General features: G+C 41.1%; 23 protein-coding genes and 1 riboswitch. Of the genes, 15 read left to right on the top strand and 8 right to left on the bottom strand.

What is annotated here, in order from left to right; all coding sequences use genetic code 11:
- The first annotated feature begins 288 nt into the window (after positions 1-288).
- Positions 289-921 carry a 3-hexulose-6-phosphate synthase gene (hxlA, locus tag J2T13_RS19660; protein ID WP_429374060.1) on the top strand — a complete coding sequence of 211 codons (633 nt, stop codon included), beginning with the start codon at positions 289-291 and terminating at the stop codon, positions 919-921.
- Positions 922-928: 7 nt separating this feature from the next.
- Positions 929-1,486, top strand: coding sequence for a 6-phospho-3-hexuloisomerase (gene hxlB / locus J2T13_RS19655; RefSeq protein WP_429374105.1), 558 nt, complete (start codon positions 929-931; stop codon positions 1,484-1,486).
- Between the two features lie 170 nt (positions 1,487-1,656).
- On the opposite strand, the gene J2T13_RS19650 is transcribed toward hxlB, so the two are convergent.
- Both J2T13_RS19650 and J2T13_RS19645 read right to left on the bottom strand, forming a co-directional pair.
- Complete coding sequence (locus tag J2T13_RS19650; protein ID WP_429374059.1) at positions 1,657-2,592, bottom strand: aldo/keto reductase; 936 nt, start codon at positions 2,590-2,592, stop codon at positions 1,657-1,659.
- Positions 2,593-2,617: 25 nt separating this feature from the next.
- On the bottom strand, positions 2,618-2,926 hold the full coding sequence (locus J2T13_RS19645) for a Dabb family protein (RefSeq protein ID WP_429374058.1): 309 nt from the start codon (positions 2,924-2,926) through the stop codon (positions 2,618-2,620).
- A 186-nt stretch (positions 2,927-3,112) separates the two neighbouring features.
- Here J2T13_RS19645 and J2T13_RS19640 point away from each other — a divergent pair, with 186 nt between their 5' ends.
- A complete protein-coding gene (locus J2T13_RS19640; protein WP_429374057.1) occupies positions 3,113-3,853 on the top strand; it encodes a hypothetical protein in 741 nt (246 codons plus the stop codon).
- Positions 3,854-3,977: 124 nt separating this feature from the next.
- On the opposite strand, the gene pepT is transcribed toward J2T13_RS19640, so the two are convergent.
- Positions 3,978-5,216, bottom strand: coding sequence for a peptidase T (gene pepT / locus J2T13_RS19635; protein WP_429374056.1), 1,239 nt, complete (start codon positions 5,214-5,216; stop codon positions 3,978-3,980).
- 82 nt (positions 5,217-5,298) lie between these two features.
- Between pepT and J2T13_RS19630 the strand changes: the two genes are divergently transcribed.
- Positions 5,299-5,571 carry an AbrB/MazE/SpoVT family DNA-binding domain-containing protein gene (locus J2T13_RS19630; RefSeq protein ID WP_429374055.1) on the top strand — a complete coding sequence of 91 codons (273 nt, stop codon included), beginning with the start codon at positions 5,299-5,301 and terminating at the stop codon, positions 5,569-5,571.
- Positions 5,568-5,903 (top strand): type II toxin-antitoxin system PemK/MazF family toxin, encoded by a 336-nt coding sequence (locus J2T13_RS19625; protein WP_429374054.1) that lies wholly within the window; start codon positions 5,568-5,570, stop codon positions 5,901-5,903. Before J2T13_RS19630 ends, J2T13_RS19625 begins: the two co-directional genes overlap by 4 nt.
- On the opposite strand, the gene J2T13_RS19620 is transcribed toward J2T13_RS19625, so the two are convergent.
- From J2T13_RS19620 to J2T13_RS19610, 3 genes are all read right to left on the bottom strand, one after another.
- The gene (locus J2T13_RS19620; protein ID WP_429374104.1) at positions 5,789-6,025 is read right to left on the bottom strand and encodes a winged helix-turn-helix domain-containing protein; all 237 of its coding nucleotides are present in this window, start codon (positions 6,023-6,025) and stop codon (positions 5,789-5,791) included. The genes J2T13_RS19625 and J2T13_RS19620 overlap by 115 nt on opposite strands.
- A gap of 119 nt (positions 6,026-6,144) precedes the next feature.
- Complete coding sequence (locus tag J2T13_RS19615) at positions 6,145-6,315, bottom strand: aspartyl-phosphate phosphatase Spo0E family protein (RefSeq protein WP_429374053.1); 171 nt, start codon at positions 6,313-6,315, stop codon at positions 6,145-6,147.
- 242 nt (positions 6,316-6,557) lie between these two features.
- A complete protein-coding gene (locus J2T13_RS19610; protein WP_429374052.1) occupies positions 6,558-7,955 on the bottom strand; it encodes a transcriptional regulator in 1,398 nt (465 codons plus the stop codon).
- A gap of 462 nt (positions 7,956-8,417) precedes the next feature.
- Between J2T13_RS19610 and J2T13_RS19605 the strand changes: the two genes are divergently transcribed.
- The 7 genes from J2T13_RS19605 (at position 8,418) to J2T13_RS19575 (ending at position 20,195) form a co-directional block, all read left to right on the top strand.
- Entirely contained in the window at positions 8,418-9,251 is an 834-nt protein-coding gene (locus J2T13_RS19605) for a hypothetical protein (RefSeq protein WP_429374051.1), read from the top strand.
- 92 nt (positions 9,252-9,343) lie between these two features.
- Positions 9,344-10,363: a hypothetical protein gene (locus tag J2T13_RS19600; RefSeq protein ID WP_429374050.1), complete on the top strand. Its 1,020-nt coding sequence runs from the start codon at positions 9,344-9,346 to the stop codon at positions 10,361-10,363.
- A 98-nt stretch (positions 10,364-10,461) separates the two neighbouring features.
- A complete protein-coding gene (gene cysK / locus J2T13_RS19595; RefSeq protein WP_429374049.1) occupies positions 10,462-11,376 on the top strand; it encodes a cysteine synthase A in 915 nt (304 codons plus the stop codon).
- 206 nt (positions 11,377-11,582) lie between these two features.
- Positions 11,583-11,720, top strand: coding sequence for a hypothetical protein (locus tag J2T13_RS19590; RefSeq protein ID WP_429374048.1), 138 nt, complete (start codon positions 11,583-11,585; stop codon positions 11,718-11,720).
- A 193-nt stretch (positions 11,721-11,913) separates the two neighbouring features.
- Positions 11,914-11,998: riboswitch (cyclic di-GMP riboswitch) on the top strand.
- A gap of 176 nt (positions 11,999-12,174) precedes the next feature.
- On the top strand, positions 12,175-13,938 hold the full coding sequence (locus tag J2T13_RS19585; RefSeq protein ID WP_429374047.1) for a methyl-accepting chemotaxis protein: 1,764 nt from the start codon (positions 12,175-12,177) through the stop codon (positions 13,936-13,938).
- Between the two features lie 127 nt (positions 13,939-14,065).
- Complete coding sequence (locus J2T13_RS19580) at positions 14,066-17,779, top strand: amino acid adenylation domain-containing protein (RefSeq protein ID WP_429374046.1); 3,714 nt, start codon at positions 14,066-14,068, stop codon at positions 17,777-17,779.
- A gap of 328 nt (positions 17,780-18,107) precedes the next feature.
- Positions 18,108-20,195, top strand: a complete 2,088-nt coding sequence (locus J2T13_RS19575; RefSeq protein ID WP_429374045.1) for a peptidoglycan D,D-transpeptidase FtsI family protein — start codon at positions 18,108-18,110, stop codon at positions 20,193-20,195.
- Between the two features lie 17 nt (positions 20,196-20,212).
- Here J2T13_RS19575 and J2T13_RS19570 read toward each other — a convergent pair whose 3' ends face one another.
- Positions 20,213-21,058 (bottom strand): lipoate--protein ligase family protein, encoded by an 846-nt coding sequence (locus J2T13_RS19570; RefSeq protein WP_429374103.1) that lies wholly within the window; start codon positions 21,056-21,058, stop codon positions 20,213-20,215.
- Between the two features lie 192 nt (positions 21,059-21,250).
- On the opposite strand from J2T13_RS19570, the gene J2T13_RS19565 reads away from it, so the two are divergent.
- The 3 genes from J2T13_RS19565 to J2T13_RS19555 all read left to right on the top strand — a co-directional run bounded on the left by J2T13_RS19565 (position 21,251) and on the right by J2T13_RS19555 (position 23,443).
- The gene (locus J2T13_RS19565; protein WP_429374044.1) at positions 21,251-21,865 is read left to right on the top strand and encodes a TVP38/TMEM64 family protein; all 615 of its coding nucleotides are present in this window, start codon (positions 21,251-21,253) and stop codon (positions 21,863-21,865) included.
- 74 nt (positions 21,866-21,939) lie between these two features.
- Positions 21,940-22,308, top strand: coding sequence for a DUF948 domain-containing protein (locus J2T13_RS19560; RefSeq protein ID WP_429374043.1), 369 nt, complete (start codon positions 21,940-21,942; stop codon positions 22,306-22,308).
- A 133-nt stretch (positions 22,309-22,441) separates the two neighbouring features.
- Complete coding sequence (locus tag J2T13_RS19555) at positions 22,442-23,443, top strand: glycosyltransferase (RefSeq protein WP_429374042.1); 1,002 nt, start codon at positions 22,442-22,444, stop codon at positions 23,441-23,443.
- Positions 23,444-23,705: 262 nt separating this feature from the next.
- On the opposite strand, the gene J2T13_RS19550 is transcribed toward J2T13_RS19555, so the two are convergent.
- Positions 23,706-23,820, bottom strand: a 115-nt coding sequence (locus tag J2T13_RS19550) for an ATP-binding protein (RefSeq protein ID WP_429374102.1), incomplete at its 5' end; no start/stop codon positions are given.

Here is a 23,820-nt window from a genome sequence, read left to right as displayed (position 1 = left end):
TAATTCAGCTTCGCAAAAGAAGTTGTAGTACGTAGTTTGATCTTGGTGAACGCTGATTATTCTTATTCCGGGGAAAGGCAATATATTTGATTCAATATGGACATCCTATCAAGTGTTGTTAAGCTTGAAGGGATGTCCTTTTATTGTTACGTATGTTTCTTCCTTATAAACAGCATAGTATCCTCCAGGTAACTACACCACATTAAAGTGCCTACTTACGAAATGGAAAGTTAGGCTCTACAATGAGCAAGTAAACAATAATATGAATTTATGAGGAGAGATTACAATATGGAGCTTCAATTAGCATTGGATCTAGTAGATATCCCAGAAGGAATTAAGATCGTAGCCGAGGTTGCGGAATATATAGATATCGTTGAAATTGGTACACCTATCGTGATTAACGAAGGATTACGTGCTGTCAAAGAAATGAAGGCGGCATTCCCTAATCTTCGTGTACTTGCAGACCTTAAAGTCATGGATGCAGGTGGATATGAGGTTATGAAGGCATCCGAAGCCGGAGCGGATATTGTTACGATTCTAGGCGTTTCCGATGATTCCACCATTAAAGGTGCTGTGGAAGAAGCTAAGAAACATAACAATAAAATTCTAGTGGATATGATTAATGTGAAGAACCTAGAGGAAAGAGCGAAAGAAGTAGATGCACTGGGTGTAGATTACATTTGTGTGCACTCCGGTTACGATCATCAAGCAGAAGGTAAGAACTCTTTTGAAGAGCTTATGACTATCAAACGTGTAGTGAAGACAGCTAAGACAGCGATTGCTGGCGGAATCAAGTTAAGTACGTTGCCAGAAGTAATCAGAGCTAATCCTGATCTTGTTATCGTAGGTGGCGGGATTACGGGCGAGAAGGACATCAAAGCAGCAGCAGCTGAGATGAGAAAATTAGTCAGTCAGGCCTAATCCAATGATGGATACGATTCAATATACCGCCGAGATCATCAAAGAATTGCAGCAAGCGGTGACTTTGATTGCGGAGGAAGAGGCTGAGAAATTAGCAGATACCATTCTGCAATCGGGTAAAGTATTTCTTGCGGGTGCTGGAAGATCAGGGTTAATGGGACGGGCTTTTACCATGCGTCTGATGCATACGGGGATTGAGGCTTATGTGGTCGGAGAAACGGTCACACCAGGCATTGATAAAGGTGATGTGCTCATCATTGGTTCAGGTTCTGGAGAGACAAAGACCTTGGTCTCGATGGCTGAGAAGGCGAAGAGTTTGGATGCTTCTGTGGTTACGGTCACAATTAATCCAGAATCTACACTCGGAAAGTTATCAGACTTTACGGTTAAACTTCCCGGAGCACCGAAGGATCAGGCAAGTGGCAACTACAACACGATCCAGCCGATGGCTTCTCTATATGAGCAGACTTTGTTAGTCTTTTATGATGCGGTTATTCTTCGAATGATGGAGAAACGGGGATTAGACACTAACAAGATGTATGGGAAACATGCTAATTTGGAATAGAACGAATCAACGTGTAATTAAGATCATCTATATCTATATCTATAGATAAAAGACTTTCAAATCCGCAATCTTGGGTTTGAAAGTCTTTTTAGTCTAACTAGAAGATTGAACTAAAGTGTTCTCTCTAGAGCTCTACGAATAATTCGCTCCGAGTGGTAGATCACACTCCTTTATCCCTCAAATATGTGATTGATATGCTCAATTTCTGAAGGAGTCAATTGAATGTTCAGGGTTTTTAGATTATTAAGGACTTGATCCGGTTTCTTAGCTCCCGGAATTAAGGCATCAATAGAATCTTGAGTTAGGTACCATGCGAGTACGATATGAGCAATTTCCGCATCCTTGGCATTTGCGAGCTCGCGTAGCTGTTCAACCTTTTGCAGATTCTGAATGAAGGCAGTCCCTTGAAAGAGTGGATTCTTCGCTCGTCCATCCTCAAAGGTTGTATCCTTAGTATATTTGCCTCCAAGGAGTCCAGCCGCAAGTGGGAAATATGGAACAAAGGAAATTCCATGTTGCTTGGCGTAAGGTAATAAATCTTGTACAGCGCCACGTTTGAAGAGATTATATTCAGATTGTAGTACGTCCACGTAACCATCACGATTAGCTTCCTGTAGCTGTTCAATGGAGAAATTGGATACGCCAATCGCTCGAATGGTGCCTTCTTTTTTTAATCGTTGTAGGGCATCAACGGCCTCATCTTTAGGTGTGCGATCGTCGGGAAAGTGGATATAGTACAGGTCGATATAGTCTGTTTTGAGCCGTTTCAAGCTGTCTTCCACCGATTGTTTCAGAAAAGCTGGAGAGTTGTCTAGGACGATTTTATTGTCTACCCATTTATGGGCGCCTTTCGTGGCAATAACCACATCTTGTCTACGGCCTGTTTCTTTTAACACCTCGCCAATAAGTTGTTCTGAACGCTCAGGACCGTAAAAGTAAGCTGTATCTAGAAAATTAATGCCATTTCTTAGAGCCGTACGAACAACTTCTTTGCCGATCTCTTCATCTAGGTTCGGATAGATATTGTGCCCACCTACGGCGTTCGTACCCAATCCAATGGGATTGATTAACAAATCGGTTCTTCCTAGACGAGTCAATTCAGTCATATCATCCAGCTCCTTTTTCTAATGGTTATATGTGAAGAATGAAATCAATTTCTTGGAAATGGCTTACTTCTGTTAGCCAGCGTGTAGCAACATAGTTCTGATGTACAGGGTGATCATTATAAGCATCATAGGCCGCTTGGTTCGCAAAAACCATAGAGAAACCATAGTCGTACTCATTCTTAGCGCTAACTTGACGAAACACTTTGAATTGCTGTACACCGGGAATAACCGATAGTTCAGTGGCACTTTCCGTAAGGAATGCCTCAGCCTCGGGTGTATCCTTTCCTACGTGAAGATTGAATGTAACCATATGCTTAATATTGCTACTCATCATATCATTTCTCCTTTATCCTAGATTACCTTTTATTATATCTTAAATTACTAGTGTGCCAAAGGATACAGATAAGCCTCGTGAGCGTCGATTCTTTCATCTAATAAATCTAACTGTGTTTTCCGATAAAGAGCTATAAAATAGTATGTTAGAGTACGGCTACTACTATTACATAAGGAAGAGTCAGCGATGAAGAAATTATTTATAAGTTTTTTGGCTTGTTTCATGCTTATTACGTTTACTCAGACACTAACAAGTGAAGCGAAGTCCGAGAAGGTGTCCTTGAAATTATCCAATGGAGCAACGTATTATGGGGAAGTTAACAATGGTAAACCTCATGGGAAAGGGACGATGACTTGGTCTAAGAGCAAAACTTACTCAGGAGAATGGGTTACTGGAAAAAGATCCGGGTACGGAAAATACATAACGACAGAAAAGGATTATGAGTATAGCTCGATGGAAGAAGGCGGAGATCCCACCTTAATTATCTACATGGGATACTGGAACAATGACATGTTTAATGGAGAGGGCGTATATAGACGTCAAGTATTTGCTCCTGTCGTATATGGTTTTCAATATAAAGAACAAAAGGGAACATTTAAAAACAATAAGTTTGTAAAGGGCTATGAAAAAGAAGCATGGGCCACGGGTATGAATTTAAATTATACGGATGGAGCAACCCAATTTTCTATCCATGCTGGATTGGATTCTTGGCAAGATAACTATGGTGCTAATCTGTATGAAATAATTAATAAAGACGTGTATGAGTTCACCTATACCAAAAACGGGAAAAGTGTTGAATACCTTTCTAGTAGTGCATCGTGGAATAAAGACAAATCAAAAATACTTGAGATAATCAAGCCACATAACAAAATGTTCAATCAAATGTTAGATTCTTACCTAACCGATCAAGGATCGAAATACTTCTGATGGTTACTTCAAGCAAGGTTTCACCGAAATAGAACAGTGACTCATAAATAAAGACCTGACGATGAAGCTCCCGTCAGGTCTTTGTGGCTTTACGATAAAGGCTCAAACTTTCGTTAGCTTCGCTTTAGTTCGTCCCTTGTTCCTCATAAAGCTTAATGATCTCAATGACAACCTGTGTTGCCTTGATCATATTATCGACAGAGATGAATTCGAATTTACCGTGGAAGTTCTCTCCACCCGTAAAAATGTTAGGTGTAGGTAGCCCCATATAAGAGAGTTGTGAACCATCAGTACCTCCGCGTATCGGTGAGACTTTAGGTTCAATCCCCAGATTCCGCATAGCCTGATAGGCGATGTCGACGATCTCCTTCACAGGTTCGATTTTCTCTCTCATATTGTAATACTGGTCATTCATATCTAGAATGATATTGTCTTGACCGTATTGATGTTGGAGTTCAGTTACGATTTGTTTCAAGTTTTCTTTTTTTGCATGAAATTGATCTTTATCGAAGTCCCTAATAATGTAGTAGAGGTTAGTCTGTTCAACATCACCGTGAATGGAAAGTAAATGATAGAAACCATCATAACCATCGGTTAGCTCTGGCGCTTCATCCGCAGGTAGTTTACTTTGTAGCTCCATGGCGATTTTGGCAGAGTTGACCATCTTGCCTTTGGCAGTACCGGGGTGAATATTATTTCCTTTAATCGTAATCTTGGCAGCCGCTGCATTAAAGCTCTCATATTCTAGTTCACCAAGTGGGCCACCATCGACAGTATAGGCGTAGGTTGCGTTAAATGCAGCAACGTCAAATTTGGCAGGTCCTCTACCGATCTCTTCATCAGGTGTAAAGGCAACGCGGATGGTACCATGCTTTATCTCAGGGTGAACAATAAGGTAAGCCATAGCCGTCATAATTTCAGCGATTCCCGCTTTATTATCAGCACCCAGTAGTGTCGTACCATCTGTCGTAATTAACGTATGACCGATATAGTTGGCGAGATTGGGGAATTGACGTGGGGAAAGAACAACCTGTAAGGGTTCATTCAAGGTCACATCTTGACCATCGTAGTTCTCAACTAATTGAGGATTTACGTTAGTTCCTGTAAAGTCAGTTGCTGTATCTAGATGTGCTAGAAACCCGATCGTCGTTACTATCTTATCTGTATTGGAGGGAAGGGTGGCCATAACGTAGCCATTATCATCCATAGTTACTTCCTTCATCCCAATCGTCTTCAATTCTTCAACTAGCATATGTCCAAGCGTTAGCTGTCCAGGTGTCGTAGGGCAGGTATTATTGTCTTCATTGGATTGTGTATCAACCTTCACATAGGAAGTAAATCGTTCAATTATTTCTTGCTTCATCTTAGTAGTCGTCTCCCTTTATTGGTATAGCCATATTTTAACCTATAACAGCAGGCATAGAAAGGCAGGAAGGGACGTGACTATGATGACAACCGCTACGCTCAGGAAATGGGGTAACAGTAGTGCAGTGCGTATTCCGAACCAATTGTTGAAACGTCTTAATCTTGAAGACGGAGCAGAAATGCTGATTATGGTGACACCTGAGAATGACATTCTTTTACGTCCTACGACGAAACCACAAGAATCCAATGAGGAACTGCGTAATCATTTAAAAATACTTCTCTCAAGAATCAAGCCTGACGCACCGCGGCATGAAGAATTCGAGTTAGGCATTGAAGGGGACGAATTGATTTGACCACTCCAGCACGAGGTGATTTAGTATGGCTTAATTTCAATCCGCAAGCCGGACATGAACAGGCTGGTCGTCGTCCAGCAATCGTATTATCGGATACAGATTTCAATGATTTAACTGGTTTTGCCTTTGTATGTCCAATCACCAAGGGTTCTAAGGATTACGCCTTCGAAGTTCCTCTTCCGGCTGGACTTGTATTCACGGGCGTTGTCCTTACAGATCAGTTGAAAAGTTTGGATATCAAAAAACACAATATCGAAATTGTGGGTAGCGTCACTGTCAATTCTGATTTCATGAGAGCAGTTCTGCTTAATGTTCGATCTATCTTAGCATAAGCTTGCTTGGCTTCACCTGCCGTAGCTAAGGTATATGTTGGTTTGGTATAACTTAAATTCATCCGATGCATAAGTTTGGATGTTCCCCGAATGGAGAATGTACGTTGGCAGGCTTGTTCAATATGGTCTCAGATCAATTGTAATGTCCAACTATGTTTAGCTGTCGTCCGGTTAAAGCATTTCCTCTAATTTGATTCTTAATATTCATCCCTATGATACCGAACAACAAATGATATGTAGTTCAATTTTTCGTTTTCAAGTAGAGCCTATTGTACATATTGATTAATTCATCTAATCTCATAGACTGTTTTATCACATTTGGGTGTAGAAATCCGCCGTGCTGCTTCTCCATCTGATAAAGTTTCACTCTAGCACTATCTATTCGCTTTAGGATTAGTTCCGGATTCATCATCAACACTACCTCCCTATGTAACATCTTAGAGGTAAATGTCAAAATATAGGTTTTTATCCAAATTGCATTACTAATAACTATACGGTGCCGAAAAAGGCGCTCTCGGATTACTCCGAGAACGCCCTAATTTATTATTTGTCGCTTTCAATTACCATCCTCCGGAACCATGGGTAAGAGGTGTAATAACAATCCCTACTGAAACTGAGCCAGAACTCAACACTGGAAGGAGTACTATCAATAAACTAAATGTTACCACTAGCGAAGCCATTTTTCTTCTCATTGTGTCTCTGCACCTCACTTATCAATTTTTGATATTCCGTTTGTGATTCAAAGGATGTGGCATATCGGAATTGCTCGAACAAACCAACACACCTGATAATACAAGATTCACAATTAATTTTAACAGAAGATTCCAAACTTTCTAAAATACAATTTATACCTATATCATATTTTTTTCTGCTTAGATAATAGAAAGCCACCTCGGCCATAAAGTGAGCATATCGATCCGCTATAACTTGCCGGTTATAGGTTCCTACTTCCTCATGTCGATCTCTATAAGAAGAAATACCTTTTTCAAAGTGTAACAGCATATCATCGACGTTAAACTGATAGAGATTGGCGGCTTGAATTATCTTAAATAAAGCTGGAAGAATTTCATCTTCCTGTTGTTCAATATATGCCACATATTCCGGAAGTACCTCAATATCTCCCTTCATGAGCTTATAGAGATAGGTATTAGCCTTCGCCCAACCTTTACATTGATTCATTAACTGTAATGCTTCCTGTGTATCCTCTTGTACCCAACTCATATCTGAGTAAAGAGAAACATAATATAATGCTTGGTCATAATCTCCGCGCTCATCACAAACGGATGAACATAGTACATGAGAATATAAGATATATGAAAATAACGGCATGCTGGGCTCTTTATGAAGTTCCTCTTTTCTAGCCTCCTCATATCTGTGTTTGTACTGAATAGATGCTTTATTCCCCATTTCCTTGGCCAATTGCTCTACCTTTTCCCAGCGACGCAATGAAATATATGTATTCGCTAAATCCTTCAGTGCATCAAGCTGGTCCACTTCATCAAGCCGATCAACAAAACCTTCAAATTGCACAGCAGTTCGCAAATTCAAGTCCTGGTCGTCACCCAAAGCAATAGTAAATAAGCGGTACTGACAAAGAGCCAATCGCTCCGAATGCTGGTACTTTTCACTCTCAACCACGCTCTCATAAAGCATCACAGCTGCTGCGTGCTTCCCTTGCTTAAAAAAATCTTCTGCTGTATCAAATAATGCGTTAGTATAGGATAGATTATCCATCATTATCCCAACCACGCGTTGAATACACTCCAGCTTGTCCAGCTCCACACAACGATATATAAACGGACGAATACGACGCCAATTAGGGGAGGATTGTAAGAAGCACTCCTCCACATATAAATCATAAAAAGTACCTTGAGCAAGTCCCATGCCATCCGTGATACGGTCTAGTTGCTGCATGGCAATAGGACGATTACCATTGATAATATTACTGATCGTACCCGAATTAACTCCGGATATTTCTGAAAACTGATTAATCGTTGCGCCTTTTTTCTTAAGGAAGTCCTCCAGATATCCGCGTATGCTAGTTATCTTCATTAACTATAGCCTCCCTTCACTGCTCTAATAAATATATAATATGTATTATTAATAATTTTATGGTCAATTCTTCCATTGGTCAATAACTAATATAACATATAACCCCATTTTCTAAAATGAATATTCTAATGAAGTACATTGCTAAATTAGCAGACTCAATTAATTAAATTGCAAAGATAAGAATTGCGGATTTGATTTGTTTGACATGTTAAGTTTGCCTAACTCGGTATTCCACATTATGAACTCGGCGTTTTCATCATACCTACCTTATCAAAATATGGCCGAAGCTCTTCATAAAGCTGATCTAAATATATTTATTCCTCACTTTTTCAGAAGAAAAAGCAATGCTATCGTCCTATATATGGTAATCATATCCTATCAGGTAGATGGGTAATTTGTTATACTACGGGAGTTATATATGTACCTAGCAAAATAGCAGAAGACAGAAAATGGAGGATTTCAATGAAAAAGGTGCTGGCGTTATTATTCATTGCAACATTATGCTTTAGTGGAACTGTACATTCGGTTGTATCAGCAGCAACAAGTGCTTCCTCTTTCAAGAACACCTATCCAAAACTGAATACAGCGGACAAGAGCAAACTCATCTCCTTCTTGTATTATTTCACTGCTGAATATGACCCGATTGTAGTTAAGAAGATGTCGGACTTTGAGATCATGGAATACATACGTAACGGATTCCTTTCTGATGATGTAATATTTACTAGTGAAGACTTAACGCCAGTGTCGAGGGCTATTCCGAAGGAATTCATGGTTGAAATTGAAGCGATAGGCGATGAAGATGTATCCTATACCTATAACGTATACTCTGCGAAACAAGTGAACAAACTGACTCAGAAGTTATTTGGACGTACGATTGCAGCTAAGGATTATATAAAGACGGGTGAATATAAGCAGGAATTGGTTAGGTATAAGGATGGTTACTTTTTCATGCGAGACTATGGGAAGAATGCAGTGGATGGACCGATTTCATCTCAGGTGAACAAACTTTATGCCTTAGGAAATGGATTATATTATGTGAACTTTACCAACTATCAATTTCCTTACACGGAGAATGTGAAATCAGCAGGGAAATACCTTTTGCCTATGGAGTTATGGACCTCAGCGGTGAAGAAGGCTGTCCTAGAAAGTGCAGAGATCTATGGACCACCCACGGTAGGTTATGCTTTTCTAAAAGAGGTTAGCGTTAGTGGTAAAAAGTCATGGAGGCTCCTTGAGTATAACCGAAAGGGCGGAAGTTTAACGGAAAAACAAATAAAGGCATATAAGAATAAATGATATTAGGACAGAACACATATAGATGAAGATGAGCGACCTCTATGAAGGTTGCTCATTCTTATGTGAATGGATAGGTTGAAGGAGACGTATATATGAAAAAAATTAGAATGCTGTCTTGGTTAGTTGTGCTACTGCTCGTAGTTCCCTTTAGCAATGAAGCACTTGCATATAATCAGCCTTCCGCATCTTCAAGTGTTTCGATACCTTGGGGAGGCATTCTGTTAAAAGAAGGACATATCGGTAAAGTAACCATTCTGAAGAATACTACGACATACATTATTAGCGGTTCTAACATGAAAAAAACAAGCAGTGCGTTGAAAAAGGGTAAAGAGGTCGGCGTGTTTCAAATGAAAAAGGAAAAGGGTGTTGTGTTCTATAAGATTAGCGATAACTTGTTTGTGAGGGGCGATGCCTCTGTTAAGTATGAAACATTACCTGTGAGTAAAAGGCAAGAATTAGCTAAAATGAAGGCGGTACAATTGGCTAAACAAGAATTCGCAAAGCGATTGATTTGGGTAAATACGTTAAGTTCCAGACCGGATAGAGATTACATCTTAATAGATTTGAACTTTGATGGAGTTCCTGAGTTACTTGGCGGGATTAATGAGATAAGTTATTCAATGGTGGATTCTGACCTTGCCCTCATCCTGTATAAGGATGGATTAGTCAACATGAAATTTAATGGCGATCAGGCGCTGAATGGCGATATGTTGGGCAATATGGGTCTTAACGCATTTTCAGAAATAAAACGATATAAAGATACACGTACCGATAAATATATTTATATAGCCAAGGAACAGAACTCATGGGATGGCCAAGAGGAAGAGGCTGAGTATGAAGTATTATTAAATTCAAGTGTTATCGAAGTGAAGGAGATCTTTCATTCACGTGCTGATCATGAAGGGGATCAAGGGAAAACGTATTTTAGTCATCTAAAAAAGGAAGTCGAAGAATCCGATTATGTTGCAGCGCGAGAGCGATATTACAAGGACCTTAAACCCGTTAGTTTTAAAATGTATCAAAGCAAAGGGACCCACTTTGATGATCTGAATCTCGAACGATCTGTTGGGGCGTTCTTTGATGAGGCGTTTGTTGTATATTTGGAAAGCTGAATGAGATCTGGATTATTCCTAGTATATCGCTAGGCTTTATGTTATCCTAATAATTAAATTTATTGTAAGAAAGCCAGACAGCTGAGGAGAGATGAACAGTGCTTATTGCTCAGAATATAACAGAACTTATTGGACGTACGCCATTGGTGAGATTGAATCGTACGGTTCCGGATGGAGCCGCTGATGTATATGTGAAGTTAGAAATGTTTAACCCCTCGGGAAGTGTGAAGGATCGAGCTGCGTTTAATCTGATTGATACGGCTGAGAAGAATGGTCTCCTAACCCCCGGAGGAACGATTATTGAACCTACGAGTGGCAACACAGGAATTGGGATTGCGATGATTGCAGCAGCCAAAGGGTATAAGGCGATTCTGATCATGCCGGATAACATGTCCAAGGAAAGAATTAATATATTGAAAGCTTACGGTGCGGATGTGGTTTTGACGCCAAGTAGCGAAAGAATGCCAGGCTCTATTGCTAAGGCGCTGGAGCTACAGGAAGGGATTCCGGGCAGTTTCATCCCACAACAATTCGAGAATCCAGCTAATCCTGATATCCATCGGATGACGACAGCGCCGGAAATTCTGGAGCAGATGGAGCACCGGCTTGATGCGTTCGTAGCTACAGCAGGTACTGGGGGGACAATTACCGGTACAGGCGAGACGTTGCGTAAGGCTTTACCGAATATTCACATTGCTGTGGTTGAACCGCAAGGATCGCCAGTTCTATCAGGAGGAGTGCCGGGCCCACATAAATTGGTGGGAACAAGCCCGGGTTTTGTGCCAAGTATCCTAAACACAGATATATATGATGAAATTATTCAAATTTCGGATGAACATGCGATTGGAATGATGAAGGATTTAGCGCGTTTGGAAGGGGTGCTGGTAGGCCCGTCCTCAGGTGCATCTGTCTATGCGGCGATTCAGGTAGCTAAGAAATTAGGCGCAGGTAAAAGAGTAGTATGTATCGCTCCTGATACAGGTGAGCGTTACTTAAGTATGGATTTATTCTAAGGCTACAGATCGCTCATAAGTCTATAGCTCCATGGTAGAACATGCGAAAGGCACCAAAAAGGCATCCACTCATCGGGGTGCCTTTTTGGTGTTGTATTATGCCTTTTATGATGCAGTATGCAGTGTCTATAGTAGCGCTTTTGTATAATGAAAAGGTACTGTTCCAGACTTAGCAAATATGTATGGTCTCCGCCCCTTCGTGAGCCATGAAATCAAGATATTCTGTGGCACGGTCCGATGAGGGGGCTAAAGTGACATTTATGGGTGCAGGTGAAGGACCATGTATCGTACTGTTGTTAACAGCGGAGGCTCGTAAATATATAGGTACTATGGTTCTTGTGTAGTTGGGTGAAGAGATCTAATCCTTGAGTTGGCGTTAGGAGCAGGATACCCATGGTCCTACTTTTTTTCTGCTTTTTTTCAAGAAGTATGATTGTAACGGAAAGATTTTACAATATTTTCAGAAAATAATGAAAGTGTGTAGAAAAATATCCAAAACGGTAGTAATATGGAACTATTCTGTTTCTAGTTCTTGGAAAAGCATATCGGCAAAACTACTGAAAAGTAGTGACGCAAAGCTATAGGGACTACTTCCTCGAGGAAATGTCAGCCAGTTGCACTTGATTTGGTGGTGCCTATGGCAGTTTTTGCGATATAGGCATCTTTTTTTTTGGATTTTTAGCAGAATATTTATGGAACGATCAGTAAAGGGGGTATTTTAGTATTACGTAGATTTGTCTATATAGTCAGCCGAATTACCTAAACCAAAGTAAATTACATAACAAGAGGAGATAGGAAATGAAGTTGCCACAATTATTTGGATTTTTCACCAAAAGAAGTATTGTTACTAAAAATATGCTTTTGACGAGTCTATTCATCATCTTGACAGGCAGTATATTAATTGCATCCAGTAATTATATTCAGGGACGGGTTCTGACAAATCAATTAAATTCAGATTCAGAAAAAATTATGACTGCTTGGATCAACAAAGTAACACCCGAAGAGGCAGCAGAGGCAAAGGCGAACACTGACCGTAATTCACCCATTCAGAAGAAATTAATGGGGATATTTGATGAATTGTCCATTGTACACCCTAACGTTGCACAAGGATATATCTATGGTTCTGAACTTGAGGACGGCTATAAAACGTCTAATATTGCTTTTCCAACAGCCATATTAGATATCTTTGAAGCGGAGGGTATGCATTTAGGAGACATGTATGATCAGCCTACCCTTATCGTAAATGCTCTTAAGGACATGATGAAGACGAAGCAGATGACCTTCACTAAACCGTATAACGATGATTATGGGAATTGGGTAACGGTACTTTCCCCCCTTCAAGATAGTACAGGAACTGTATTCGCATATATGGCCATGGATATCGATGCAAGCTTAATTGCAGAAGGTAAGCAAGAATTAGTTAAATATACGACACTAGTTTTACTAGCGACATTGATCGTTATAATAACGATGCAATATTTCACTTTGAAGCGAACCTTTGCTCCGGTGAAAGATTTGATGGGCGCCTTGGATAAGCTAAGTCAGGGAGACTTTAGTGTTCAATTAGCAACGGGTAAAGATGAACTTGGTAAGGTAGCCGAGAAGTTTAATATGACCGTAAATAATATAAATAGCTTAGTAACGACAATCAAAACGGTATCTACAGAATCAGCTGAGGAATCCAAAATGTTGTTCTCTACTGTGGAGGATAGTCATGCGAACTCCATGGCAATTACGACGAATATTGAGGAGATATCGGAACGGGTATCTCAGCAAAGTAAGTCTATATCGGAGAGTGTGACGTCACTTGAGGAAATTTCCTCAGGAGTAGGTACGATTGCTGCAAGCAACACGATGTTAACGGATACGTCTATGCAAATGAGAGAACAGTCTCAGCAAGGTAGTGACAATGTAGGTAGAGTGATGAGCCAGATGGACTCGATTCAGAAATCTGTCTTAAATTCGGTGATTTCAATTGAACAGCTTCAGAAGCGTTCTGGAGAAATTGGTGAGATCGTACAAGTCATCACAGAGATTGCCTCACAAACCAACCTTCTGTCTTTAAATGCCAGCATTGAAGCGGCTAGAGCAGGAGAAGAGGGACGGGGATTCGCAGTTGTTGCTAACGAGGTGAAGAAGTTATCTGAACAGTCGGGGAAATCAGCTGAGAAAATTACAGAGCTAGTCCATCATATTCAACAAGAAACATTAATAGCTGTATCGGCGATTAACGAGGGCGAACAGAACGTAGAAGTAGGTATTGAGATTGTGAAAGAAACGGGTATGTTGTTTGAGGGAATATTAGTCGCTACGGAGTCCGTTACAAGTCAGATTCAAGAGGTTTCTGCTGCAACGGAGGAAATGGTGGCAGAGACAGAACAGGTCACATCCTCGATCAAGCAACTTGCTGTATTGGCAGAGAAGAATGCAGTAGTCGCAGATCAGATTATGGAAAGAGCTCAGGAACAACGCTCTTCCTCTGATAAACTTGTCAAATCAGCGGAGCATTTGAATCATATTTCTGATGAACTAGAAGTCCTAGTCGACGGATTGAAGATTTAGTAATGACGTGTCGTCTGCGAATGACAGTCACAAATAATAGCATGAGTTTCTTATTCACTGCAATTCTAGATAGAGAGATAGAAAAGATAGATAGAAAAGATAGAGATATAGGTAAGGAGCGGATACTGTGAATACTTTGTTGATGGCAGAGCATATCAAGACATATTGGTTGGAGGAGCTTAAGGCTCCTCTATCCACATTCGATATATATACGGATTTCCCTAAACACCCCACGGTTAGAGAGGTGCAGCAAACAACCTTTTTATTGAATGTAGATGCAGAGAAGATCAACAAGTTTAAAGATCGAAGTGATATGCATGGTTGGATGCTTAGTTGCTATATAGCGTTTCTGTATAGAATGACAGGTGAGAAAGATCTGGTAATAGGCGTAAAAGATAGCAGAGGAAATGTATTACCGTTCCGGACGTTTTGTGAAGGGAATATTTCATTTCAAGAATTGTTTACACAGATTTCAGATAAATTGGAACATACCTATGCGGCCAGCTTACCCGTCTCGGTAATTGAAGAAATGGTTGGGCAATCTGCCATTGTGAAGACGATCTATGGTGTGGATAGTATGCTTGAGGATAGTTCACTAAACTGGTCTGTACAGGAAGAAGAAGGCCAATGGGTGATCCACATTGCTTATCACAAAAATCTGTTCAAAGAGAGCACTATTCGTAAATTTGCGCGTCACTTCCAGTACATTGTAAAGGCTGCAATGGTGACGGAGGATATTTCTATTGGAAGTATACCAATGCTGACTGAAGAAGACGTGGAAGCCTATGATGTACTTAACGATACAGCAATGGAGCTTCCGCTTGCGATGAGCGTTCCCGCGATGCTTCAATCGGTGTTAAGTCGTTTTCCCAATAGAATAGCTCTTTCTTCTGGAATTACGCGCTTAACTTATAGCCAGTTGGATCAATTGTCCAATCAAGTAGCTCATATGTTGTTAGCTAAAGGGCTTGTTAAAGGTGGATTTGTCTCCATATTCATGGAGAGAAGTATCGAAGCCATTATAGGGATGCTTGGTGTTCTGAAAGCTGGTGGAGCATATGTCCCTCTTGATCCAGAGCACCCAGACGATCGGAATGCCTACATTATAAAGGATACACAATCTAAATTTATCATTACAAAAGATCACTATACAGCCAGGTTAGACGTGTTATTGGATCAACATGGTGCAGACGATGCGGTCTTCTGCATAGATACTCAACTTCATTTGTATCCTCAGGATCCTATCGATGTACAGATAGATGGAGACGATCTGGCTTATGTGATCTACACTTCGGGCTCTACAGGTAAGCCTAAAGGGGTTATGATCGCGCATGCAGGTGTTATTAACCTTGCCACTGCAACGATGAATCACCTGGAGTTGAACGAAGAAGATGTGATCATGCAGTATTCTACCTTTAGCTTCGATGCATCGGTATATGACATATTTAGTTCGATAAGTAGTGGTGCTAGGCTACATTTACTTTCCAATGAACAGCGTTTCTCGATTGAATCATTTACAGCAGCTATTGAAGAGGTCAAGGCAACGCGTATTGGTATTCTGCCTACGGTATTCTTCAATCAGTTATCCGCATATCTCAGTGATGAGGACGCACCGAAGCACAGCCAGATTAAGAGTCTTGTCATTGGCGGCGAAGCTTTGACTGGGGAGTCCGTTCGGGTATTCCAGAAGAAGCTTAATCACAGACCTATCATCGTAAATGCATATGGTCCTACAGAGGTAACGGTCGTGACGACCACGCATACTATTGATTATGAAGTTCCGGATCAATTATCTAACATTTGTATCGGGACACCAATCTCGAATTACGAAGTGCTTATTGTGAACGAGAATAATCAACTTTGTCCATTGAACGTTATGGGGGAATTGCTGATCAGTTCCATAGGTATGGCAAAGGGCTATTTGAATCAACAAGCAAAGACAGATGAAGTATTTGTCTCCGATCCTATGAACCCGAATTCCGGCAAAAGATATTATCGTTCGGGTGACATGGTCACATTAACGGAGAATGGCATACAGTACATGGGCAGAAAGGATTTACAGGTTAAGATCAGAGGATATCGGATCGAAATTGGAGAAATAGAGGATAACCTAGCCAAACTCGATAATATCAAAGATGTTGCCATCATTGCCAAAGAAGAAGCGGACGGAACGAAAATATTGGTTGCCTTTTATACTTCAAAGGATGGAGATGCGATAGGCAAGCATGAACTCGTCCAATCTCTAAGCACGAAGGTGCCGGCCTATATGATTCCGAGTCACTTCGGTTATTTGGAAGTGATGCCAGTATCTCCTACGGGTAAAATAGATCGCAAACAGCTTGCGGTGTATGAAGTGGAGGTAGTGGAAGAGGAGAATACGCATTATGACGCTCCTCGAAATGAACTGGAGCAAGAAATTTCAGCGGCTTGGGAGAAAGCGATCAAACGGACACGCATCGGTATTCATGATGATTTCTTCGAAGTTGGAGGGCATTCACTGAAGATATTGGAGATTCTCGTTATATTAAAGCCTAAGTTTCCAAATTTAAAAATAAACGATTTCTTCGCCTTTCCTACCATTGCACAATTGGCAGAAAGAGTTCTCGAACTAAAGTCCACTGTTGTGATCCATGACAGTGTAATCGATCCTTCCCTGATTCAAGACTTAGAGGAATTTCCTCGTTCATTTATGGCGAATACCCCAAGGGTAACTCATGAATACATCTATCAGAATATTTTATTAACAGGAGCTACGGGTTACTTGGGTTCACACCTACTGTATGAGCTGTTGTATACTACCGAGGCTGTCATTTACTGCTTGGTCCGTTCATCGGGTTCTGAAGATCCATACAAGCGTCTGACAGACACAATGAGGTCTTATTTTGGAAGTAGTATTGTAAATAAGATGGATGGGCGAATTGTTGCTGTACAAGGGGATCTGGAGAAAGAACAATTAGGGATACATGATACGGTTATGGCTATATTGCATGACAAGATTGATTCGATTATTCACTGCGCAGCCGAAGTGAAACACTTCGGAGAACCTGAGTACTTTGCCAGAGTTAATGTAGAGAGTACGAATCGACTTCTTGATATCGCCAGAAGGAAATCACATATTCGCTTTCACTTTGTATCTACATTAGGAATTCCAGAAGACTTGGCATCGAGTGATCAGTGGCAGACATTTATGGATCATGATACTTACGATTATACGGTGAGCATTGAGAATGTATATACGAACAGCAAGCTTGAAGCGGAGAAGCTCGTAGTCAGAACTTGTCAGGAAGAGGGCGTTGCGGTAACGGTATACCGTGTGGGCAATTTATCCTGTCACTCTCGTACAGGAGCATTTCAGAGCAATATTGATAGTAATGCATTCTATAGAATGCTCAAAGGAATGCTATTGTTGAAAAAGGCACCTCAGGTCAGTTGGCAGGTTGATATTACGCCAATCGATTACGCTGGACAAGCTATTACGGCATTGATGCATCATGAGGATACGGTAGGGAAGATGTTTCATATTTGCAATCCTATACAAATTCCATATGAAGAAATGATCGGATTCTTTCACAAATATGGGTATGACATCACCCTTTTGGATTGGACAGCGTACGAAGCGTGGGTATTAGATAGTAGCCAACCAAAGGAACAGGCTGGATTGGAGCTAGCGATGGCCCAATTAGAGGGAGATGGCGCGAAAAACTCCATCTACAGATACACCTGTCCACAGACGAGCGAGTATTTATTGCCCTCTAATGTGACATGCCAGGAACCTAATGAGGCATTCTTTAAACTCATGATTGATCATGCCATCGCTGTTGGTTACTTCGATAAGCCATAATGTAGTTTTATTTAGAGGCGGATTACTAAATCGAGCCAAGACAAGACAAGTGTGACGGGACTTAGCTTGGAAGGCCATCTGTCTACTATAAAAGTGTTTGAACAAAGAGCGGTCCACACTATGAAATCATAGGGTGGACCGCTCTTTAGGTTATTGTCGTAAATCCCCAAGAATGAGAGTCTATTATTTACCAAATATGTTGAAAGGTATGGTACAATTGGCGTTATTAGTAATACGAATATATCCAATTACAGATTACATATCTAAGTCGCATATTCATATTTCCATATATCCCTTTCAGGTTTATATGTTGTAAAGGAGAAAACGAATGTTAACTTCAAATCATCGTTCTGATCAGGATATGGACAACAAGAGTTTCAATCTACGACTTAATGCATTCTTTTTCAGTACATTCTTTATTTTTTGCATCATTATTATAAGACTGGCTGTTCTCCAATTTGTAGAAGGCCCTAAGTTAGCCATCAAGGAAACGAATAATCGGGTGAAGATTATTGCGCTGCCACCTGTAAGAGGGACCATTTATGATGCAACACATACGGCTATTGCCTATTCAACTCCGATGCAATCCCTTTTTATAACACTGAAGAAGGATTACAGCTTGAATAAAGATAAAGCTATTAAGAAAGATAAGGCTAGGGTTAGACCGGAAGCATTTCAACTAGCTGGGGATATGGAGAAGATATTTAATGATCTGGGTGATCCTAAAGCGGAGAGGCTCACGAAGGACAACATTGTCAGTGCTATGGATTTAGAATCTACTAAGATTTCAGGATTTGCTCCTCGCCGAATTAAGGCTGAGTTGAGTGATGAAGAGGTTGCTTATTTTTCTGAGCATAAGGCCGATTTCCCGGGTATTGATATCGTAGAGGAGAGTGTTCGTCACTATCACCCAGACACGATAGCGACACAGACGGTAGGCTATATTAAATATTTCAAAAGCTCCGAGAAAGCGAAGGATTCAGATGGATCACAGAAATATAGTCTAATCGATGCGCTTCAAAGAGACCCCGAGGCTGTCAATGATCCAGGGTTAACGTATACGGAGGATGAAATTGTCGGTTTCGATGGCTTGGAAATGACCTTTCAGGATGATTTGAGAGGAAAGAATGGGTATAACGAGGTTGCTATCAATCCCCAGAATATGGCGATCGGTGTAGAGAATGTGGTTCCGCCTGAGAAAGGTCATGATATCTACATGACCATTAATAAGAATGTCCAGTTAAAGACTGAGACTGCTATTATGGACCAGCTCCGTTTATTACGCTCCAATAGTAGTAAGCCTCAGCCTAATGCTCTTACAGGATACGCTGTAGCTATGGAAGTGGACACGGGCAATATCATTGCGATGGCTAGCATGCCAGACTACGATACGAATGTGTGGAGATCGTCAGGAAGTAAGAACATTTCTACCGAGGATTGGGAGAAGATACAAGCCAATTATCAGAATGGCACGATTACCCCAATCAGCTCGGGTAAATCTGGGAATGGTCTTGATTCTATGTTGCTGCTTGGATCGACGATTAAGCCGCTCAGCGTACTGATTGGTTTGGAAGAAAACTTGTTCGGTATAAATGACTATTATTCAGATCAAGGTGTCGCATACATCGGTAAAGAAGGGCATGAGACAGCGATCAGGAATTCCTCGGGTCATGTCATTGGTCAAATTGATCCTACACGTGCCATTCAGGAATCATCGAATGCTTTTATGGTCGATATGGTAGGTAAGAGGTTGAACAGAAAGTATCCGGGTGAGCAAGGAATTGGCGTATGGGATAAACATATGAAAAAATTTGGTCTGGGTGTCTCCACGGGCGTAGATTTACCGAATGAGTATCTAGGTAGACTCGGTTATAAGAATATTGAACAGGCGGGCAGTTATTTAGCGGCGTTATCTTATGCATCATTCGGTCAACAGGGTCAATATATGACAATACAGTTAGCACAGTACACCGCCATGTTAGCAAATGAAGGCAAGCGGATTAAACCGCAACTGGTGAGCGAAATCAAAGATCAAAGTGGGAAGACGGTTAAAAAGTTCGGACCAGAAATATTAGATGAAGTGCAATTTGATCAAAGTTTCTGGCGTGAAGTTATACAAGGAATGAACACGCAAAACTTAGCTGCCTTTGATGGCTTTCCTTATGATTATGCTAGGAAGACAGGAACTTCTCAACAGGATGCCAAAGGAACAATGAGAGATAACGGAATATTCATAGCCTTTGCTCCTCGTGATAACCCTAAGCTGGCGATTGCGGTTGTGATCCCTGAGGGAGGGTTCGGTTCTCAAAGTGCAGCTCCCGTGGCTCGAAAGATATTTGACGCCTATGATGAAGAATATGGGCTAACGGGAACACCTAGGAAGAATATTGAAGCACCGGATAAGGTGGAGCAGTAAGAAAGGGCAGTAAATCTCTACGACTTCACTTCATAGCGGGTACGTAGTGTCTTAGTCATTTTTAGAACTTCACATACTGCGGGTAAGTATAGCTTGCTAGCTGTATCCGTTAAAACAGAGGGTGTCTGATGACTCTGAATGACTCGTTTCACAGCATCGGCGAAGGTATGGGCTGCGCCTTGCTTCATGTTCGTTAATTCCTCTAGACTTGCGGTGCTATTCGTTACTACTTGCGGATAATCATCTAAGCTATCTGCACCTGTAGTAGCTTGCTTATAGAATTCATGCACAAGCTGGGCTCGTTCTTGACCTGAGCCTTCGGCAATGACAAACGCTTGTACAACGTAAGCGTGTGCTTGGCGGCGTTGGGCAATGCCACAGAACTTGCGTCCAGCAATACTTAAATCGAAATCGCCTGGGCAATAAGCTCCGGCGATTTCGCCTTTATCAACATAGGAACCTGTTTCTATTAGAGCCAGTTGAATGAGCTTGTACATCCGTTCAAAATCGCGGTGGAAATGAAGATCGGCTTGAGCTTGTTTGGGTAAAATCAGCGAAATATTGACGACTCCGAGGTCTAATGGAACAGCTGCACCTCCTGAATTGCGAATGGCAACTTCATAATCTTGTGATTCAAGCCATTGTCTTGACTGCTCTGCTTGTGGCAATCGACTATCACGGAGCCCCATAATAAAGGCTCTAGGATGACGCCAAATATGGCATACGGCGGGTCCGCCTTTCCCTGTATGTCTGCATAGAAGTTCGTCTAAAGCAAATGGGTAGAGTGCGTCGCTTACCGTTAGGTCATTCATTCGATCTAGAATTAATATATTTTCAAGTTGTACATGCTCTGCATCGTTCATCATGCTTACCTCCCTGCATCATCTAGTCTGATCTTCAGTTTACCATGATCTATTGTGAAGCTGTAACCGATTATACACGAGGTGGCTACAATGTTTACACAAATTAAATATCTTTACAGGTTGATTACAGATAAAATGATTATAATGAATAAGAAAGTCTAAATGATAGAGCTAAAGTAGGTGTATAAAGTGATGGGTACGCTGGATATCATGTCGATTCTGACAGAAGAGAATATAAAGGAAATACTGGATCGATATCGAGATTTCGGCCCTTTGCCGGGCATTCTATTAACATTTATGAAATCCTTCATTCCACCACTACCGACGTTTGTGATTGTAGGTGTGAATGCTGCCGTATACGGACTTTGGCTTGGATTCCTATATTCGTGGATCGGCATGATCTGTGGTTGTCTGGTCACTTTTATGGTCGTGCGCAAGGTAGCGTCAACGCCTTATCTCCAGAAGTGGGCTCAGAAACCTAAGGTTCAGAAAAGTATGATATGGATTCGACGAAATGCCTTTAGTTACGTATTTCTACTTAGTATATTTCCCGTAGGACCTTTTGTTGTTATTAATATAGCGTCGGGAGTAGCGGGTATGCGGCTTCGATCCTTTTTTATTGCTGTGTTTTTTGGCAAAGCTATCATGATATTTTATGTATCTTATATTGGTTATGATCTGAGGAGATTTGTAGAGCATCCGTTTCAATTGCTGTATGTCTTCTTGTTTATTGGCCTATCCTTGTTCATAAGTAAAAAGATCGAACATCACTTCACGAAAACGCCTATAGAATCTACAGAGTCATAGCTTTTTTGCTCTCTATCCGAATAATCTCAAATCCTCCTACATAGGATGGGATATATAAGAGGGAGGGGTAGTCCATGATTATTGAGATTAGTGTGGCCGTGATTGCACTTGCTTTTGCAACAGGTATTTATTATCTTGTTCGTCTACTTCAAAAAGGCACGGTTTCATTAGAGGAGACGAACAGGACACTAGCTGAGGTACGGAATGCCGTTCATGGCTTGACGAATGAATCGACACAACTAATTCATACGGCGAATCAAATTACGAGGGATGTTAAAGGGAAGATAAAGGCCGTAGAGCCTTTGCTCGAATCGGCCCATGATGTCGGAGAAGTACTCCATAGTGTGACGAATACCGTTAAGAACGCGGCAGTTGCACTTGGAGGTGTCATCCCCGTTCAAGAACATCTTCCTACGAATAAGGTGAATATAAGAGTGAAATAGGAGCAACGGTAGTCTACCTAAGTAGATTGCCGTTGTTCTTTCGTTTGTTATAAGGTTCAACGACTTAATGTTTCCCCATGTCTTCTGGTATAGTGATACTAATGAATATTGATTAGGAATAGGTGGGGAATTCATGAAAAAAGTAGGTTTGGTCATGAGAAAAATTCAGTTTACAGAAGCGCAGGGGCCCCGTGTATTTGCGGATCGTCTGCAACAAATAGGTAGGGAGCTAGGTGTGGAAATTGTATTTATATCTCCTGAACGCCATGTAAGTGGGCATGATTGGCTTCCGGGTTACGAGCATGAGAAGGGCGATTTAGTGAACTATGATATTGTATTGGATCAGATTCATTCACATAACATTGAGCATGTGATCTATACCGTTTCGGGGTTTACATATTTGAAGATGTTCGTTAAGAACAGTGTTCTTTTTCCACATAGTTTCCCGGATCCGGCATTAACGGGCTATGAGATGATGAAGCCCTTTTATCAGATGGTTGACAAAGCTGTCGTGCAGACGGAATTTCTTAAACGTGAACTGGATCGGAACTTTGGTGTAGAAGATGTGACGGTCATTCCCATTGGGTTCAGTGAAGCCTTAGCAGAACGGCACTTTGATCCATCACAAGTGATCCAGAACCGTGTGCTCTGGATCGGTAGAGACGAGGAGAATAGACGCCCAGATCTAGTGCTGGAATATGCACGGCAGAATCCAGATAAAGAAGTATTTATGGTCTTTGGTGGAGTACGATACAAAGAAAGTATGAAGAAATATAATATTCCAGACAATGTGAAATTACAGTTCGCTTTAACACAGGATGAGATATTTGCGCTTATGAATTCATCGAAGGTGTATTGGAGCTGTTCGAAATTTGATACGTTTGCTATGCCGCTTACGGAAGCATTAGCGATGGGCAAAATCGTGGTTAAACCAGAGCATCCTTGTTACGACCATATCAGCTCGAAGCATGCCTTCTCAGGAAACGAGAAGAATTGGTTCGAGCTTGTGAATATGGCGGCTGCGTCACCACTTAACGTCTCAATGGATAACCGGGATTATGCATTTGGGAAGTTCTCAAGTCGGGTCATGAAGGAAGGCTACCGGGACTTTTTTGATTCATGGCTCCGTAATTAAGTAATACTACTTGGGTAAATAGGACGGGCTCTTGAGCATAGATGAATCAAGTCTTCATACTATCCCGATATTGACCCGGTGTCATACCTTCAGAATGATCTACATGGTGAAGGAGCCTGAGTGATGGCATGCGTTGAAATGGATTCCTTCTTAAAGGGTTAACTCGGTAGACTTCTTCATAATAAAAGGACTTGGTTCTCTATGTCAACACCAACTTAATAATCCCCAAAAGTAGCAGTTGAAAATTCCCTACATCGAGCAATTATGAATCTTTATCTTCCGTAGAATCTGGTTTGAAAAACCCAGCCTTTTTCTTTTCTTTAATTCTGTAGCTCTCCCCTTTGATATTTATGGTTACGGAATGATGGAGGAGACGG

The organism is Paenibacillus sp. DS2015 (genome assembly GCF_050433705.1).
In the GTDB taxonomy this organism is placed as follows: domain Bacteria; phylum Bacillota; class Bacilli; order Paenibacillales; family Paenibacillaceae; genus Paenibacillus_AQ.
Note: the sequence above shows the minus strand (reverse complement) of the source record. Positions and strands in the feature narration are given on the sequence as shown.

Bases quoted from the DNA above. Each gene is read 5' to 3' on its own strand.
- J2T13_RS19600 (WP_429374050.1), top strand. From the start codon at position 9,344: ATGAAAAAAATTAGAATGCTGTCTTGGTTAGTTGTGCTACTGCTCGTA.
- hxlA (WP_429374060.1), top strand. From the start codon at position 289: ATGGAGCTTCAATTAGCATTGGATCTAGTAGATATCCCAGAAGGAATT.
- J2T13_RS19575 (WP_429374045.1), top strand. From the start codon at position 18,108: ATGTTAACTTCAAATCATCGTTCTGATCAGGATATGGACAACAAGAGT.
- J2T13_RS19590 (WP_429374048.1), top strand. From the start codon at position 11,583: ATGAAATCAAGATATTCTGTGGCACGGTCCGATGAGGGGGCTAAAGTG.
- J2T13_RS19640 (WP_429374057.1), top strand. From the start codon at position 3,113: ATGAAGAAATTATTTATAAGTTTTTTGGCTTGTTTCATGCTTATTACG.
- J2T13_RS19615 (WP_429374053.1), bottom strand. From the start codon at position 6,315: ATGATGAATCCGGAACTAATCCTAAAGCGAATAGATAGTGCTAGAGTG.
- J2T13_RS19565 (WP_429374044.1), top strand. From the start codon at position 21,251: ATGGGTACGCTGGATATCATGTCGATTCTGACAGAAGAGAATATAAAG.
- J2T13_RS19585 (WP_429374047.1), top strand. From the start codon at position 12,175: ATGAAGTTGCCACAATTATTTGGATTTTTCACCAAAAGAAGTATTGTT.
- J2T13_RS19650 (WP_429374059.1), bottom strand. From the start codon at position 2,592: ATGACTGAATTGACTCGTCTAGGAAGAACCGATTTGTTAATCAATCCC.
- J2T13_RS19645 (WP_429374058.1), bottom strand. From the start codon at position 2,926: ATGATGAGTAGCAATATTAAGCATATGGTTACATTCAATCTTCACGTA.
- pepT (WP_429374056.1), bottom strand. From the start codon at position 5,216: ATGAAGCAAGAAATAATTGAACGATTTACTTCCTATGTGAAGGTTGAT.
- hxlB (WP_429374105.1), top strand. From the start codon at position 929: ATGGATACGATTCAATATACCGCCGAGATCATCAAAGAATTGCAGCAA.
- J2T13_RS19610 (WP_429374052.1), bottom strand. From the start codon at position 7,955: ATGAAGATAACTAGCATACGCGGATATCTGGAGGACTTCCTTAAGAAA.
- J2T13_RS19605 (WP_429374051.1), top strand. From the start codon at position 8,418: ATGAAAAAGGTGCTGGCGTTATTATTCATTGCAACATTATGCTTTAGT.
- J2T13_RS19555 (WP_429374042.1), top strand. From the start codon at position 22,442: ATGAAAAAAGTAGGTTTGGTCATGAGAAAAATTCAGTTTACAGAAGCG.
- J2T13_RS19570 (WP_429374103.1), bottom strand. From the start codon at position 21,058: ATGAACGATGCAGAGCATGTACAACTTGAAAATATATTAATTCTAGAT.
- J2T13_RS19560 (WP_429374043.1), top strand. From the start codon at position 21,940: ATGATTATTGAGATTAGTGTGGCCGTGATTGCACTTGCTTTTGCAACA.
- J2T13_RS19630 (WP_429374055.1), top strand. From the start codon at position 5,299: ATGATGACAACCGCTACGCTCAGGAAATGGGGTAACAGTAGTGCAGTG.